15 protein-coding genes are annotated in these 14549 nt (G+C 72.5%); 9 read left to right on the top strand and 6 right to left on the bottom strand.

What is annotated here, in order from left to right:
- Positions 1-314 precede the first annotated feature (314 nt).
- From ACZ561_RS19905 to ACZ561_RS19895, 3 genes are all read left to right on the top strand, one after another.
- Positions 315-1391, top strand: a complete 1077-nt coding sequence (locus tag ACZ561_RS19905; RefSeq protein WP_470996614.1) for a PP2C family protein-serine/threonine phosphatase — start codon at positions 315-317, stop codon at positions 1389-1391.
- 269 nt (positions 1392-1660) lie between these two features.
- Positions 1661-3001: a transcriptional regulator gene (locus tag ACZ561_RS19900; RefSeq protein WP_470996611.1), complete on the top strand. Its 1341-nt coding sequence runs from the start codon at positions 1661-1663 to the stop codon at positions 2999-3001.
- 51 nt (positions 3002-3052) lie between these two features.
- Positions 3053-3583 (top strand): NUDIX hydrolase, encoded by a 531-nt coding sequence (locus ACZ561_RS19895; protein WP_329122662.1) that lies wholly within the window; start codon positions 3053-3055, stop codon positions 3581-3583.
- An 85-nt stretch (positions 3584-3668) separates the two neighbouring features.
- Here the strand turns inward: ACZ561_RS19895 and ACZ561_RS19890 are convergent, their stop codons facing one another.
- Positions 3669-4529, bottom strand: coding sequence for a 3-hydroxybutyryl-CoA dehydrogenase (locus ACZ561_RS19890; RefSeq protein WP_470996608.1), 861 nt, complete (start codon positions 4527-4529; stop codon positions 3669-3671).
- 169 nt (positions 4530-4698) lie between these two features.
- On the opposite strand from ACZ561_RS19890, the gene ACZ561_RS19885 reads away from it, so the two are divergent.
- Complete coding sequence (locus ACZ561_RS19885; protein ID WP_470996606.1) at positions 4699-5967, top strand: glycoside hydrolase family 10-like protein; 1269 nt, start codon at positions 4699-4701, stop codon at positions 5965-5967.
- 10 nt (positions 5968-5977) lie between these two features.
- Here ACZ561_RS19885 and ACZ561_RS19880 read toward each other — a convergent pair whose 3' ends face one another.
- Both ACZ561_RS19880 and ACZ561_RS19875 read right to left on the bottom strand, forming a co-directional pair.
- The gene (locus tag ACZ561_RS19880) at positions 5978-6172 is read right to left on the bottom strand and encodes a DUF1918 domain-containing protein (protein WP_376434555.1); all 195 of its coding nucleotides are present in this window, start codon (positions 6170-6172) and stop codon (positions 5978-5980) included.
- Between the two features lie 84 nt (positions 6173-6256).
- Positions 6257-7180, bottom strand: coding sequence for a DMT family transporter (locus ACZ561_RS19875; RefSeq protein ID WP_470996603.1), 924 nt, complete (start codon positions 7178-7180; stop codon positions 6257-6259).
- Here ACZ561_RS19875 and ACZ561_RS19870 point away from each other — a divergent pair.
- From ACZ561_RS19870 to ACZ561_RS19850, 5 genes are all read left to right on the top strand, one after another.
- Complete coding sequence (locus tag ACZ561_RS19870) at positions 7179-8615, top strand: aminotransferase-like domain-containing protein (RefSeq protein WP_470996600.1); 1437 nt, start codon at positions 7179-7181, stop codon at positions 8613-8615. The two genes, ACZ561_RS19875 and ACZ561_RS19870, sit on opposite strands and share 2 nt — an antisense overlap.
- Before the next feature lie 124 nt (positions 8616-8739).
- Entirely contained in the window at positions 8740-9189 is a 450-nt protein-coding gene (locus ACZ561_RS19865) for a GNAT family N-acetyltransferase (RefSeq protein WP_470996597.1), read from the top strand.
- 80 nt (positions 9190-9269) lie between these two features.
- Positions 9270-9848, top strand: coding sequence for a histidine phosphatase family protein (locus ACZ561_RS19860; RefSeq protein ID WP_470996595.1), 579 nt, complete (start codon positions 9270-9272; stop codon positions 9846-9848).
- A 27-nt stretch (positions 9849-9875) separates the two neighbouring features.
- Positions 9876-10559 (top strand): nucleoside deaminase, encoded by a 684-nt coding sequence (locus tag ACZ561_RS19855; protein WP_470996592.1) that lies wholly within the window; start codon positions 9876-9878, stop codon positions 10557-10559.
- 7 nt (positions 10560-10566) lie between these two features.
- Positions 10567-11787 (top strand): methyltransferase, encoded by a 1221-nt coding sequence (locus ACZ561_RS19850; RefSeq protein ID WP_470996589.1) that lies wholly within the window; start codon positions 10567-10569, stop codon positions 11785-11787.
- Here the strand turns inward: ACZ561_RS19850 and ACZ561_RS19845 are convergent.
- From ACZ561_RS19845 to ACZ561_RS19835, 3 genes are all read right to left on the bottom strand, one after another.
- Complete coding sequence (locus tag ACZ561_RS19845; protein WP_470996586.1) at positions 11711-12457, bottom strand: DUF2071 domain-containing protein; 747 nt, start codon at positions 12455-12457, stop codon at positions 11711-11713. The genes ACZ561_RS19850 and ACZ561_RS19845 overlap by 77 nt on opposite strands.
- Positions 12454-12786, bottom strand: a complete 333-nt coding sequence (locus ACZ561_RS19840; protein WP_470996583.1) for a metalloregulator ArsR/SmtB family transcription factor — start codon at positions 12784-12786, stop codon at positions 12454-12456. Before ACZ561_RS19840 ends, ACZ561_RS19845 begins: the two co-directional genes overlap by 4 nt.
- A gap of 144 nt (positions 12787-12930) precedes the next feature.
- Positions 12931-14544 carry an ABC-F family ATP-binding cassette domain-containing protein gene (locus ACZ561_RS19835; RefSeq protein WP_470996580.1) on the bottom strand — a complete coding sequence of 538 codons (1614 nt, stop codon included), beginning with the start codon at positions 14542-14544 and terminating at the stop codon, positions 12931-12933.
- Positions 14545-14549: the final 5 nt, after the last annotated feature.

The following is a 14549-nucleotide window of genomic DNA, read 5'->3' as shown; positions in this document are numbered from 1 at the left end:
ACGGCACCCCGGCGCCGGGTGCGCGAGCACCTGGCGCGGGCGCGGTGGCACCGGGCCGGGGGCCGCTACGCGGAGGCCGTGCGCCGTACGACGACCTGAGGCCGAGGGGGCGCACCCGTGCGGGACTGCGCCTTCTGTGCGGGTGGCGGACGGGTGGCGCGCCACGGCGCGCCGGGGCGCTCACTCCTTCGGGTGAGATGTCCGGTCGCTGTTCCCCCGCCCCCCGTGCGGTCGGCAGAATCGACGCGGCCACAGGGGCGGGCCTGTGTGCCGCAGGGCCTTCGGGCGCTGCAGGGCCTCAGGAAGGGCCGTGCATGATCCGTACCAGGACGTTGCTCTCCTACGACTCCCGGCTGCGCCGGCTGCGACCACTCGCCCTTCCCACCCTCTGGGGTGCCGTGGCCGTGACCTGGAAACTCGGCTGTCCACTGGCCCAGCAACCGGGCCTGCCCATGCGCATCGCGACCAGCGTGGTCTTCTTCACCGTCGGCACCGGGCTGATCCTCGGCATCCGCCGCGGACTCTCGCGCGAACTGGAGCGGATGCGGGCCATCGCCCATGCCACCCAGCGTGTGCTGCTGCGCCCTCCGGCGCCCCGGCTCGACGGTCTGTCCGTCGCCGCCGGCCAGCTCTCCGCCTCACGGGGCGCGACCGTCGGCGGGGATCTGTACGAGGCGGTGGCCACCCCCTACGGCGTACGGGTCGTCATCGGGGACGTCCGGGGCCATGGGCTCGCCGCCCTCGGCGCCGTGGTCGCCGTGCTCGGCAGCTTCCGCGAGGCCGCCCACGACGAGCCCGAACTCGGAGGCGTGCTGCGCCGACTCGACCGGGCACTCGGCAGACATCTGCGCGAGCGGGCCCGCGACGAGCACCCAGCGTCCTGTGCCGGACGTGAGCCGGAGCATCCCGCGTCCGAGGAGTTCGTCACCGTGCTGCTCCTGGAGATCCGTCCGGACGGGGAGGTGTACGCGCTCAACTGCGGGCACCCCGGCCCGTACCGCATCGGACACCGGGTGGAGCCCGTCCCCGTCGCCGACCCGCTCCCGCCGCTCGGCGCCTTCCCGTTGCCCGCCGATCTCTCCCCCTACCCCTGCACCCGGCTCCTGCCGGGCGAGGCGTTGTTCCTGCACACCGACGGTGCCGAGGACGCCCGTGACGGGGCCGGCCGCTTCTTCGCCCTCGAAGCGGTCCTGGCCGAGGCCGCCCGTGACGCGTCCGTCTCGCCCGCCGCGCTCGTCCACCGGGTGCACACCGCCCTCCTGCGGCACACCCGCGGCCGGCTCGCCGACGACGTCGCCCTGTTGGTCGTCCGCAACGACCGGATGCGGGTCCCGGCGCAGCCCGCCGAACCCGGGCTGCGCCGTACCCGACCTGCGCCCTCCCCTCACTAGTGAGCGATGGGACATGAGGCCGGCGCCACCCGCACTGCCACGGAGTGTCGGGCAGATCGGCAGGGCGGGTGGCGCGGAGGGGCCGCCGCACTGTACGAGGGGGAGCCGGCGGCCCGGTCGCCTTGCGGCGAGGCGCTCAGTCAACCGGTCCGGACGGAACGGCGGCAGAGTGCACGGACCAGGAAAACAAGTACTTCGTTCACACCCCGTGTGAAACCACCCGCGGCTACGCTGGGCGTGCCCGCGGACCGAGCTACTCGGAGGGGCCCATGCAGCCCAACACCCTGCTCGACGCCCTGCTCGACGAGGCGGGCATCTCCCACGCGGGACTGGCCGCCCATGTGAACCAGGCGGGCCGCTCGCGGGGCCTCGCCCTGCGGTACGAACACACGGCCGTCGCCCGCTGGTTGAAGGGGCAGCGGCCGCGCGGACAGGTCCCCGACCTGATCTGCGAGGTGCTGGCCACGCGGCTGCACCGGGCGGTCACCCTCGACGACATCGGCCTGGGCGTGCCGGGCGGCGGCGCCTTCGCGCACGGTTCGCCGCTGTCGGGGTTCGTCGAGCGGGCCACCGCGCTCTGGCGCTCCGACGAGCAGCAGCGGCCGCACATACTCGGCGCGCAGGCCGTCACGGGCACTCCGGCCGTGATGCCGGTCTGGGAGTGGGAGAACCCGCCGGAGGACGCCGATGTGTCCCGTGACGGCCGGACCCGGGTGTCGATGGCCGACATCACGATGCTCAGCGCCGCCCGGGCGCACTACGAGCAGATGTACCGCAAGGCCGGCGGCATCGCGACCCGCATGCGGATCGTGGGTTTCCTCAACGCCGAGACCGCGCCGCTGCTTCGGGGCGCGTACAGCGACGGTCTGGGCCGCCGGCTGCACCGCGCCACGGGCGGTCTTGTGGCGGTGGCCGGCATCTGCGCGTACGACTCCGACGCGCACGGACTCGCGCAGCGCTACTTCCACCAGGCGCTGCGGCTGGCGAAGGCGAGCGGGGACCGCGGCCTCGGCGCCTATGTGATCGCGCTGCTCGTCAACCAGTCGCTGTTCATGGGGGAGTACCGGCAGGCGGTGGCGTTCGCCGAGGCGGCGCTGCGGGCGGCCGGGCGGCAGATCACCCCCGCACTCGCCGCGGATCTCTCCGCGATGCAGGCGAAGGCGTACGCCCATCTCGGCGACGGTGCGGCCGCGTTGACCTGCATCAGACGGGCGGAGGCGGAGGCCGAGCGGATCTCCTTCGGGCACGAGCCGGCGGAGACGGGCTATGTGCAGCCGGGGCTCGTCAATGTGCAGGTCGCCGAGGCGCTGCTCAGTCTGGGTGATCTTCCGGGGGCGCGGGAGCACGCGCGGGCGGCGGTGGAGACGCCGGCGCACGACCGGGGCAGGGTGCACCGGTTGGCGATGTTGTGCCAGATCGAGCTGCGGCAGGGCGAGGCCGACGAGGCGGCGCGGACGGCCGTGGAGATGACCGAGCGGGCGCGCGGGATGGAGTCGCAGCGGCTGCGTGACCGGCTGCGGCTCGTACGGGAACACCTGCTGGCGAGCGACTGCGGGGACGCGCGTGAGGCGGCCGAACTCATCGACGGAGCGCTGCGCGTTCCCCTGTGAGCCCAGGACTGCTGCCATATTGCCACCGACCAATCGGAAGGTGGCAGAAACGTGCAGTGGACGAAACTGAGCGAACAACCTGTCTATGAGAACCGCTGGTTCCGGGTGAACCTCGCGGACGTCGAACTCCCGGACGGCCGCCACCTCGACCACTATCTGATCCGGCTACGCCCGGTCGCCGTCGCGACCGCCGTCAACGAGGCCAACGAAGTCCTCATGCTCTGGCGGCACCGCTTCATCACGGACAGCTGGGGCTGGGAGCTGGCCGCCGGTGTCGTGGAGGACGGCGAGGACCTGGTGACGGCCGCGGCCCGCGAGATGGAGGAGGAGACGGGCTGGCGCCCGGGGCCCCTCCGTCATCTCCTCACCGTCGAGCCGTCCAACGGCCTCACCGATGCCCGGCACCACCTCTACTGGACCGAGGAGGCCACATACATCGGCCCGCCCGAGGACGACTTCGAGTCCTCCCGACGTGAGTGGATACCGCTCAAACTGGTCCCCGACATGATCGGACGGGGCGAGATCCCGGCCGCCAACATGGCCGCGGGGCTGCTGATGCTGCACCATCTGCGGCTCGGCTGACCACGCAGGCCCGGTCGACGGTGGTGTGGAACGCCGAACGGCCCGTACCTGTGCGGGTGTACGGGCCGAACGGTGATCGTGGGGCTCAGGGGTACGGGTAGAAGCCCGAGCCGCTCTTGCGGCCGAGCCGGCCCGCGTCCACCATCCGCTGGAGCAGCGGGGGAGCGGCGTACAGCGGCTCCTTGTACTCGGTGTACATGGAATCGGCGATCGACACGATGGTGTCCAGGCCGATCAGGTCGGCGAGCTTCAGCGGGCCCATCGGGTGGGCGCAGCCGAACTCCATGCCGTTGTCGATGTCCTCGCGGCTCGCGATGCCCGACTCGAACATCCGGATCGCCGAGAGCAGGTACGGGACGAGCAGCGCGTTGACCACGAACCCGGACCGGTCCTGGGCGCGGATGGCGTGCTTGCCGAGCACCTTCTCGGCGAAGACCTGCGCACGGCTGATCGTGCCCTCGGAGGTGGTGAGGGCCGGGATCAGCTCGACGAGCTTCTGCACCGGGGCCGGGTTGAAGAAGTGGATGCCGATGACCTGGTCGGGGCGCGAGGTCGCCACGGCGAGCTTCACCAGGGGGATCGAGGAGGTGTTGGAGGCGAGGATCGCGTCCTGCCGGGTCACCACCTGGTCGAGCACCTGGAAGATCTCGGTCTTGACCTGCTCGTTCTCGACGACGGCCTCGATGACGAGGTCGCGGTCGGCGAATTCGCCCAGGTCGGTGGTGAAGCTGAGTCGCGCCAGCGTCGCGTCGCGCTCCTCCTCGCTGATCTTGCCGCGTTCGGCGGCCTTCGCGAGTGAGTTGTAGAGCCGCGTGCGACCGATCTCCAGCGCTTCGCCGGTGGTCTCGGCGACCTTCACCTCGAGGCCGCTGCGGGCACACACCTCCGCGATGCCTGCGCCCATCTGGCCGCAGCCCACCACTCCGACGCGCTCAATGTCGGCCATGGAGTCCGTCACCTCGTGCCTTTCGCTCTTCTCTGGCGGCGGGCCCGTGTGATTCCGGTGCGTCCGCCTCGACCCCACGACGTTACCGCTCATTAACCGATGATCGATCGTCCGGGGCGGGCATGATCTGCTCGTGCGTGTGACGTATCCAACACCTGAGGGGTGACAAATGGGACCCATCGGCAGAAGAGGGTTTGTGGCGGGCACGGCTCTGGCGGCAATTTCCGCCGCCGGTGGCGTGGGTGCGCCGGGTGCCGCCGGCCAGGAGCGTGCCGACATGACCGCATCGGTACGAAAAAAGCGGAAAGCGGCGAGTGAGTTTCGCGGCATGTGGCTGGCGACGATCGCCAACGTCGACTGGCCGTCCAGCCCGGGCCTCACTCCCGACCGGCAACGGGCCGAACTCCGCGCCCATCTGGACATGGCCGTCGAGCGCAGGCTGAACTCCGTCATCCTCCAGGTGCGGCCGAGCGCGGACGCCCTGTGGCCCTCGCCGCACGAGCCATGGGCGGAGTGCCTCACCGGGGTGCAGGGCCGCGATCCGGGCTGGGACCCTCTGGGGACGGCCGTCGACGAGGCCCACAAGCGGGGCCTCGAGCTGCACGCCTGGTTCAACCCGTACCGCGTGGCGAATCACACGGATCTCAGCCGGCTGACCACCACCCACCCGGCCCGGCGCAACCCGCGGTGGATCGTGACGTACGGCGGGAAGCTCTACTACAACCCCGGCCTGCCCGAGGTGCGTCGCTTCGTCCAGGACGCGATGCTCGACGCCGTCCGCCGGTACGACATCGACGCCGTGCACTGGGACGACTACTTCTATCCGTACCCGGTCGCCGGCGAGACCTTCGACGACGACGAGGCCTACGAGCAGCACGGAGGGGGTTTCGCGAGCCGGGCGGCCTGGCGGCGGAACAACGTCGACCTCCTGGTCTCCGAGACGGCCGCCCGGATCAAGGGGATCGACGCGAAGCAGATCTTCGGGATCAGCCCCTTCGGGATCTGGCGCAACCTCTCCAACGACCCGGCGGGTTCGGACACCCCGATGGGGTTCCAGAGCTACGACGACCTGTACGCGGACTCGAGGAAGTGGATCAGGGAGCGGTGGATCGACTACGTGATCCCGCAGCTGTACTGGAACATCGGCTTCGCCACCGCCGACTACGCCACGCTCGTGCCCTGGTGGGACGCGGTGGTCCGGGGCACCGGCGTCGACCTCTACATCGGCGAGGCCCTGTACAAGTGCGGCGACCTCACCCAGACGACCGCCTGGCAGGACCCCCGGGAACTCTCCCGCCACCTGACGCTCGCCGACGACTACGCGGGGGTGGGCGGGCACTGCTTCTTCTCGGCGTCGCAGGTCACGTCGGACCGGATCGGGGCGATGGCCGCCGTGGTGGCCGATCACTACCCGACCGCGGTCCTCCCGCCGCGCTAGGCGCCTCGCCTCACGTCTTCTCGTGGTGACGCACGACGGTGTCGGGGCCCGGTGCCATCAGGGCCTCGTGGCCGTCGTCGTCGAAACGCACCCGGTACGGAGGGGTGCCGTTCTCTCCCAGTACCTGAAGGACCTCGGCCGTACGGTCGTGCTGACCGACGGTCCGGCCGTGCACCAGCAGTTTGTCGCCCACTGTCGCTTGCATCGGGGTGACCTCCTCGCGGCCGTGCCTGCCCTATTTCGGAGTCTACGTCCGCCATTGTGACCCGCATCACCCCCATGCGCGCGTTCAGCTCTTCGCGCGCTGGGTCACCGCGATACAGACCAGGACCGCGACGGCGGCGAGCGGCGCGGCGAGGGGCAGGGACTCGCCGAGCAGCGAGACCGACCAGACCAGGGTCAGCAGTGGCTGCGCGAGCTGGAGCTGGCTCGCCCTGGGGATGCCGATCGCCGCCATGCCCCCGTACCAGACGTACATGCCGAAGAAGGTGGAGCCGGCCGCGACCCAGACCAGCCCGATGACGCCGTGGGCGCTCAGTCGGACGGGCTCGAGGGAGATCCCGACGACCGAGCCGACGACCATCAGCGGCAGGCAGAGGATCAGCGCCCAGCCGATGACCTGCCAGCCCGGCATGAGCCGGGCGAGCCTGCCGCCCTCGGTGTATCCGGCCGCGCAGACCAGAAGCGCGCCGAAGAGGTACAGATCGCCCGTGGACAGGGCGCCACCGCTCTGCTGGACCGTGAAGGCGATGACCACCGCCGCGCCGGCGAGGGCCGCGATCCAGAACGTGCGCGACGGGCGGCGGCCCGTACGGATCGCGGCGAAGGTCGCCGTGGTGAGCGGCAGCAGACCGACGACCACGGCGGCGTGCGAGGTCGTGGAGGTCTGCAGCGCGAGCGTCGTCAGGAGCGGGAAGCCCACCACGACACCTCCGGCGACGACGGCCAGCCCCGCCCAGTGGCGCCGCTCGGGCAGCGGGACCCTCATCGCGAGCAGGAACGCGCCCGCGACGATCGCGGCGAGCGTCGAGCGCAGGGCCACCAGGGACCAGGGACCGAAGCTCTCCAGGCCCCAGGCGGTGGAGGGGAAGGTGAGGGAGAACGAGACCACTCCCAGCGCGGCGAGGAGCGTGCCGCGGGTCTGCGGAGAGGCGGTGGTGGTGCTGCCGACCGCTATCGCCGTAGTGGGAGTAGCGCTATTCTGTGCTGTCATGCATGAGCGTAGCAGTGTGGGTGACCTGGCCAACTCCCTGAGGGCGGAACTGGACCGCTACTCACCCGGAGGAAAGCTGCCATCGAGTCGTGCCCTCGTCGAGCGCTTCCGCGTCTCCCCGGTGACGGTCACCAGGGCCCTCGCCCAGCTCGCCGCCGAGGGCCTCGTCGTCACCCGGCCGGGAGCCGGGGCGTTCCGGGCCGAGCCCCGCACGCGGACGCCCGTCGTGGGGGACACCTCCTGGCAGGAGGTGGCGCTGAGCGCCGACACGGCGACCGAGCTGGTCCCCCGGGCCGTCGACGCGTCCGGCGTGCTCGTGACGTTGTCGGCGCCGCCGCCGGGCGTCGTCGAGTTCAACGGCGGCTATCTGCACCCCTCGCTGCAGCCCGAACGGGCCATGGCCGCCGCACTGGCCCGCGCGGGCCGCCGCCCCGGCGCCTGGGGCCGGCCGCCCACCGACGGCCTGCCCGAGCTGCGCGAGTGGTTCGCCCGCGAGATCGGCGGCACCGTCACCGCCGCCGACGTCCTCATCACCGCGGGTGGCCAGTCCGCCATCACCACCGCGCTGAGGGCCCTCGCCCCACCCGGCACGCACGTCCTCGTCGAGTCGCCGACCTACCCCGGGATGCTCGCCATCGCCCGCGCGGCCGGCCTGCGTCCCGTCCCCGTCCCGGCCGACACCGCCGGCGTCCGCCCCGACCTGCTGGAAGCCGCCTTCCGCGCGACCGGAGCCCGGGTCTTCGTCGGCCAGCCGCTCTTCCAGAACCCGACCGGCGCCGTCCTCGGCGCCGAGCGCCGGCGCGAGGTCGTCCGGATCGCCCGCGCGGCCGGCGCCTTCGTCGTCGAGGACGACTTCGCCCGCCGACTGGTCCACGAGGACGCCGCCCCGCTGCCCGCGCCCCTCGCCGCCGAGGACCCGGACGGCGTCGTCGTCCATGTCTGCTCCCTGACCAAGCCCACCTCGCCGAGCCTGCGCGTCGGCGCGCTCGCCGCCCGCGGCCCCGTACTGGAACGGCTGCGCGCCATCCAGGTCGTCGACAGCTTCTTCGTCGCCCGCCCGCTCCAGGAGGCCGCCCTCGAACTGGTCGGCTCGCCCGCCTGGAGCCGCCATCTGCGCGCCGTCTCCCAGGAGCTGAGGAACCGTCGCGACACCATGACCGCGGCCCTCACCCTCCACCTCCCGGAGCTGGCACTCCCGCACATTCCCTCCGGCGGTTACCAGCTCTGGCTCCGGCTGCCCGACACGCTCCCCGAAACCGCCCTGGTCGCAGGCGCCCTCCGCGCGGGTGTCGCCGTCGCCCCCGGCCGCCCCTACTTCTGCGCCGAACCCCCCGCCGGCCACATCCGCCTGAGCTTCGCGGGCGTGGCGGGACGCGCCGAGATCGCCGAGGGCGTGCGGCGGCTCCGGACGGCGGTCGACGAGCTCACGCCGTGAGACACACGGGCGGTCGATGCGTTCACGCCGTGAGACACACACGGGCGGTAGCGGTGTTCACGTCGTGAGACGGGCGCCCGAAATCGAGTGACAGTCGCCGCGACGGACTGGAAGCCTTCCGTCCATGACCAATCCGACCACCCCACCGGCCCTCACGCACGGCGCGTACGAGATCTCCACCCACCCCGGGCGGCTCGACCGGGCCCGGATCCACCACTGGCTCTCCACCGACGCCTACTGGGCGCTCGACCGCCCCCGCGACACCCAGGACCGGGCCATCGACGGCTCCCTCAACTTCGCCGCGTACCACCGCGGGACGGGCGAGATCGCCGCCTACGCCCGAGTCGTCACCGACCACGCCACCTTCGCCTGGCTCTGCGACGTCTACGTCGACCGGCCCGCCCGCGGTACGGGGCTCGGCACCGCTCTGGTCACGGCGGTCCGGGACCACCTGGAGCCGTACGGGCTGCGCCGCATCATGCTCGCCACTGCCGACGCGCACGGTGTGTACGAGAAGGTCGGCTTCGAGTCCCTGGGCAACCCGGACAAGTGGATGGTTCTCGGAGCCCACTGACCGCCCGGCCCACGGCCCCGGTCGGAGTCCGCGCATATGCCCTCTTGACCTGCCGGGCTTCCGGCCTCACGATCGCGGCCATGGGTCTTCGGGTCACGCTCGTCGCAGCGGCGCGCAGCTCCTCGCTGCTCGCCGAGCGGTTCGACGACGACCGGCCGCTCGACGAGGCCGGCTGGTACGAGGTGCAGCTCGCCGCGCACACACTGGTCCCGCTCGGCGCGGCCGAGCTGCGCTACTGCTCCCCGACGCCCCGCAGCCGCGCCACCGGCACGGCCCTCGGTTTCGCCCCGCTGGCCCAGCCCGCGCTGCGCGACTGCGACATGGGCCGCTGGCGCGGACTGACCCTCGCCGAGGTCGCCGCCCTCGAACCGGCCGCCGTCGATGCCTGGCTGGCCGACCCGTGGACCGCCCCGCACGGGGGCGAGACCCTCCTCGCCTTCATCTCGCGCATAGGGGGCTGGCTCGACACCAGGCCGACCGACGACGGCTCCATCGTGGCCGTCGCCGAACCCGCCGTCGTACGGGCGGCGCTGGTGTACGCGCTCAAGGCGCCGCCCGCCACGTTCTGGAACGTCGACGTCCGCCCGCTGTCCACGGTCACCCTCACCGGCCGCCCGGGTCTGTGGCACCTCCACCTCCAGGCGACCGTCGGACAGTAGCGGGCCGTCGGTGCCTACGATCCCGGCATGACCGAGAACCCCGCGCCGGCCTGCACCGATACCGCGTCCGCCCGCACCGCCGCCAGGGACGCCTTTACCGCCGCCTGGGAAGCCCTGGATCCCGCACCCCGGCGCTCCCTCGAACTCGCCCACCGGGCACTGCGCTCCGGGGGCCTCGCCGTGGGCTCCGTCCTCACCGACGCCGACGGCACGATCGTCGCCGAGGGCCGCAACCGCGCGTACGACGCCGAGGCGGAGGGAGCGGAGATCCTTCGGGGCACCCCGCTCGCGCACGCCGAGATGAACGCCCTCGCCCGGGCCCGTACGGGATGGGATCTCGCCGGCCACACCCTCTGGTCCACCCAGGAGCCCTGTTCCATGTGCGCGGCGGCCGCCGAGTTCACCGGCGTCGGCACCGTGCGCTTCCTGGCCGCCGATCCCTGGGCCACCGCCACCGGGCGCCCCGCCGCCTCGGCCCGTGCCCGGCTCACCGCCGAGCCCGTGTGGCGGACGGCGGCCACCGTCCTGTTCCTGCGCAGCGTCGTCGAGGCGGCCGGGCCCGAGGCGGAGACCGTGCGCAGGATGGCCGAGATCGACCCCGTCACGACCGCGATCGCCACAGACGACGGCTTTCCCGGCGCCCCGACGCCCGAGCTCCTCCTCGGCGCGCTGTGGGGCAGCATCGCCGAGGCGGCCGACCGGCTAGCCTGAGACCACGATGAACCGTTTGACCACGTCATGGGGCGAGTTTCCGCTCACCCGCTTCCCCGAGGACCCGCGCGACTCCCTGCGAGCCTGGGACGCGTCCGACGAGTACCTGCTGCGGCACCTGGCCGAGACGGACACCGATCTGTCCGGCGCGGTCGCCGTCGTCGGTGACCGCTGGGGCGCGCTGACCACCGCCCTCGCCGCACGGCGCCCCGCGGCCCTCACGCAGATCTCCGACTCCTACCTCGGCCGCAGGGCCACCGAGGAGAACCTGGCCCGCTCAGGAGCCGTGCCGGCCGGGATCGCGCTGCTCACCACCCAGGACCCGCCACCCGAGCGCGTCGACGTCCTGCTGGTGCGCGTCCCCAAGAATCTCGCGCTCCTGGAGGACCAGCTCCACCGGCTCGCGCCCGCCGTGCACGAGGGGACCGTGATCGTCGGGACCGGCATGGTCAAGGACATCCACACCTCCACGCTCCAGCTCTTCGAGAAGATCCTCGGCCCCACCCGCACCTCGCTCGCCGCGAAGAAGGCCCGGCTGATCTTCTGCACTCCGGATCCGGGACTCGAGCGGGCGGCCAACCCCTGGCCGTACCGGTACGAACTCCCCGCCGACGCCGCGATCGTCGCCGGCCGTACCGTCACCAACCAGGCCGGGATCTTCTGCGCCGACCGCCTCGACATCGGCACCCGCTTCTTCCTCCAGCACCTGCCGAAGGGCCTCGGCCGCGCCCGGGTCGCCGACCTGGGGTGCGGGAACGGGGTCGTCGGCCTGGCCGTCGCGCTCACCGAGCCCGAGGCCGAGCTGGTCTTCGCCGACGAGTCCTACCAGGCCGTCGCCTCCGCCGAGGAGAACTTCCGTTCCCACGTCGAGCCCGGCCGCCCGGCCGAGTTCGTGGTCGGGGACGGGCTGACGGACCTCGCGCCCGGCTCGGTCGACGTCGTGCTCAACAACCCGCCGTTCCACAGTCACCAGGCCACCACCGACCGCACCGCGCGCCGGATGTTCACCGACGCGCGGCGCGCGCTGCGGCCGGGCGGCGAACTGTGGGTCGTCGGCAACCGCCACCTCGGCTACCACGTCACACTGCGCCGCATCTTCGGCTCCTGCGAACTGGTCGCGAGCGACCCGAAGTTCGTGGTGCTGCGGGCCGTCAAGCAGACAGGAGGGCGGCCCGGCCGGAAGGCAGCCGGGGGAGCGGCTGCCACCGCACCGGCACATCACGCATGACGAGCACCGAGTCCAGCGCGGTGCTCCCCTGCGGGAAGCGGTCCGGGTCCTCGAAGTAGCTGGACCGGGCGGAGGTGATCCGGCCGGGCTCGATGCGCCAGGCGTCCGTGTCCAGCCGCATCCCGTCGAGCTGTGGTCCGGCACCGGTGGGTGAGTAGCCCTTGCTGCCGCCGCGGAAGAACGCCGACGCCTCGTCGAGGCCGGCGAACAGCTCGCTGCCCTCCAGGCTCTCGGCGATCTCGGCGGTGACATCCACCCGGGTGTCCCCGTCGTGGGTCGTGAAGGCCACCCTTACGGTGTCCTCGCTCTCGCACACCTCGAACTCCGCGTGGCCGTGCTCCCCAGGGAAGACCCGGCCACCGGCCCAGCGGTTGATACGGGAGGCGGTGTCGCGGCGCGGGATGTACACCCCGGTCTCGGTGCCGTCCGGGCCGTCCCACTCGACGGCGAACCGGTGCGCCGCGTTCTCGCTGCGCAGGCCCACCGCGGCAGGTGCCCAGACGGGGCGCACCGAGCCGAGCCGCAGCAGGCAGATGCCGGCGACGGCGTGCCCCCGGATCAGCTGCGGGCGCAGTCCGTCGGGGAGGTGCCGGGCCGCGACCTCGGGCTCGACGCGGTAGTTGACGAGCAGCCGTCGCTCGATGACGCTGGCGAGCCGGGGCGGTCTCATGAAGCGGCTCCCTTGTCACGCCACTTGGTGTGGCGCAGAACGATCTGCTCAGGACAGACGGCACTCAGGAACCGCCCCACACACGCGGCGAGCCGTTCCTCCACGAGCGAGTACAGGATCCGATTGCCGTCACGCCGCTCGGTGACGAGTCCCGCCCCCTTGAGTACCCCCAGATGCCGGGAGATGGAGGGCGCGCTGATCGCGAACCGCGCCGCGATCTCCCCGGCGGCGAGCTCGCCGCCCCGTAGATCCTCCAGGATCTGACGCCGCGTCGGATCGGCGAGCGCGCGAAAGACGCTCGCGTCGTCGTACGTGCCTTCTTCGGTCACGCGCAATATTTAGCACATGAGCTAATTAGCTAACAATGAAGGCTTGTCCGCGCGTGAACGCCGGTGACTCCACGGGGCCGAGCGTTGGCGATCACACCGTGCGTCCGGCGGAGCGCCGGACGCACGGCGCTCCGCCGGAAGGAGCTACGCCAGGGCCACCAGTTCCCGGTACTCCTCGTTCCAGAGGTCGTCGTCCGCGTCCGGCAGCAGCAGCACCCGCTCAGGGCGCAGCGCGTCGATCGCTCCCTCGTCGTGCGTGACCATCACGATCGCGCCCGGGTACGTGCCCACGGCGGCCAGGACCTCGTCGCGCGAGGCCGGGTCCAGGTTGTTCGTGGGCTCGTCCAGGAGCAGCACGTTCGCGCCCGAGTGGACGAGGCCGGCCAGTGCGAGCCGGGTCTTCTCCCCGCCCGACAGAACCCCGGCCGGCTTCTCGGCGTCGTCGCCCCGGAACAGGAACGCCCCGAGGACCCCTCGTACCTCCGTGTCCGTCAGCTGCGGTGCCGCGACGGCGAGGTTCTCCCGGACCGAGCGACCCGGGTCGAGGGTCTCGTGCTCCTGGGCGAAGTACCCGACACGCAGGCCGGGACCGCGCACCACGCGCCCCGAGTCGGGCGACTCCCGCCCGGCGAGCAGCCGCAGCAGCGTCGTCTTGCCCGCCCCGTTGAGGCCGAGCACCACGAGCCGACTGCCCCGGTCCACGGCGAGGTCGACGCCCTCCAGGACCGGGCGGCCGGTCCCGTACGCCTTGGTCAGGGAGACCGCGCCCAGCGGCATCCGGCCGCAGGGCGCGGGCTCCGGAAGCCGGATACGGGCCACCCGGTCCGCCCGGCGTGCCGGTTCGAGTCCCGACAGCAGCCGGTCGGCGCGGCGGGCCATGCTCCTGGCCGTCGTCGCGGTCGCGACCCGGGACTTCATCCGCTCCGCCTGCGCGTGCAGTGACGCCGCCTTGCGCTCGGCGTTGGCCCGCTCGCGGGTCCGGCGGCGCTCGTCGGCGTCCCGCTGGGCCAGGTACGCGGCCCAGCCGGTGTTGTGGATGTCGATCGTGGCGCGCTGCGGATCGAGGTGGAACACCCGGTTGACCGTGTCGGCCAGGAGGGCGACGTCATGGCTGATCAACACCAGACCGCCCTGGTGCGCGGAGAGGAACCCGCGCAGCCAGCCGATCGAGTCGGCGTCGAGGTGGTTGGTCGGCTCGTCGAGCAGCAGCGTGCCCTCGCGGCCGTGTCCCGCGAACAGAATCCTGGCCAGCTCGACCCTGCGCTTCTGGCCGCCGGAGAGCGTGCCGACGGCCCGCCCCAGCACCTCGGCGGGCAGCCCGAGGCCGGCGGCGACCCGCGCCGCCTCGGCCTCGGCGGCGTATCCGCCGCGTGCCTCGAACTCCGCCTCCGCACGGGCGTACGCGGCCATCGACCGCGCGCCGTCGGCCTCGGTGCCGGCTTCGCCGAGGGCGACCGCCGCCGCCTGCAGGGTATGCGCGGCCCGGTCGAGTCCGCGCGCGGAGAGGATCCGGTCCGAGACGGTGACGGTCGGATCGGCGGCGCGGGAGTCCTGCGGGAGGTGAGCGATCTCGCCGCTACGGGTGACGGACCCCGCGCCCGGGCGACGCAGCCCGGCCAGGGTGTCGAGGAGGGTGGTCTTCCCGGCGCCGTTACGGCCGACCAGGCCGATCCGGTCACCGGGGCCGATGTGGAAGGAGATGTCGGACAGGAGCAGACGGGCGCCGACGCGCACGTCGGCACCGCGAACGGTGATCATGGGGT

The organism is Streptomyces sp. NPDC039609 (assembly GCF_055596705.1).
This window is presented reverse-complemented; position numbering and strand designations above follow the sequence as displayed.

What these genes read in the sequence shown, in the direction of transcription:
- ACZ561_RS19905 (WP_470996614.1), top strand. Translation starts at nt 315, where the DNA reads ATGATCCGTACCAGGACGTTGCTCTCCTACGACTCCCGGCTGCGCCGG.
- ACZ561_RS19900 (WP_470996611.1), top strand. Translation starts at nt 1,661, where the DNA reads ATGCAGCCCAACACCCTGCTCGACGCCCTGCTCGACGAGGCGGGCATC.
- ACZ561_RS19890 (WP_470996608.1), bottom strand. Translation starts at nt 4,529, where the DNA reads ATGGCCGACATTGAGCGCGTCGGAGTGGTGGGCTGCGGCCAGATGGGC.
- ACZ561_RS19885 (WP_470996606.1), top strand. Translation starts at nt 4,699, where the DNA reads ATGGGACCCATCGGCAGAAGAGGGTTTGTGGCGGGCACGGCTCTGGCG.
- ACZ561_RS19880 (WP_376434555.1), bottom strand. Translation starts at nt 6,172, where the DNA reads ATGCAAGCGACAGTGGGCGACAAACTGCTGGTGCACGGCCGGACCGTC.
- ACZ561_RS19870 (WP_470996600.1), top strand. Translation starts at nt 7,179, where the DNA reads ATGCATGAGCGTAGCAGTGTGGGTGACCTGGCCAACTCCCTGAGGGCG.
- ACZ561_RS19875 (WP_470996603.1), bottom strand. Translation starts at nt 7,180, where the DNA reads ATGACAGCACAGAATAGCGCTACTCCCACTACGGCGATAGCGGTCGGC.
- ACZ561_RS19865 (WP_470996597.1), top strand. Translation starts at nt 8,740, where the DNA reads ATGACCAATCCGACCACCCCACCGGCCCTCACGCACGGCGCGTACGAG.
- ACZ561_RS19860 (WP_470996595.1), top strand. Translation starts at nt 9,270, where the DNA reads ATGGGTCTTCGGGTCACGCTCGTCGCAGCGGCGCGCAGCTCCTCGCTG.
- ACZ561_RS19855 (WP_470996592.1), top strand. Translation starts at nt 9,876, where the DNA reads ATGACCGAGAACCCCGCGCCGGCCTGCACCGATACCGCGTCCGCCCGC.
- ACZ561_RS19850 (WP_470996589.1), top strand. Translation starts at nt 10,567, where the DNA reads ATGAACCGTTTGACCACGTCATGGGGCGAGTTTCCGCTCACCCGCTTC.
- ACZ561_RS19845 (WP_470996586.1), bottom strand. Translation starts at nt 12,457, where the DNA reads ATGAGACCGCCCCGGCTCGCCAGCGTCATCGAGCGACGGCTGCTCGTC.
- ACZ561_RS19835 (WP_470996580.1), bottom strand. Translation starts at nt 14,544, where the DNA reads ATGATCACCGTTCGCGGTGCCGACGTGCGCGTCGGCGCCCGTCTGCTC.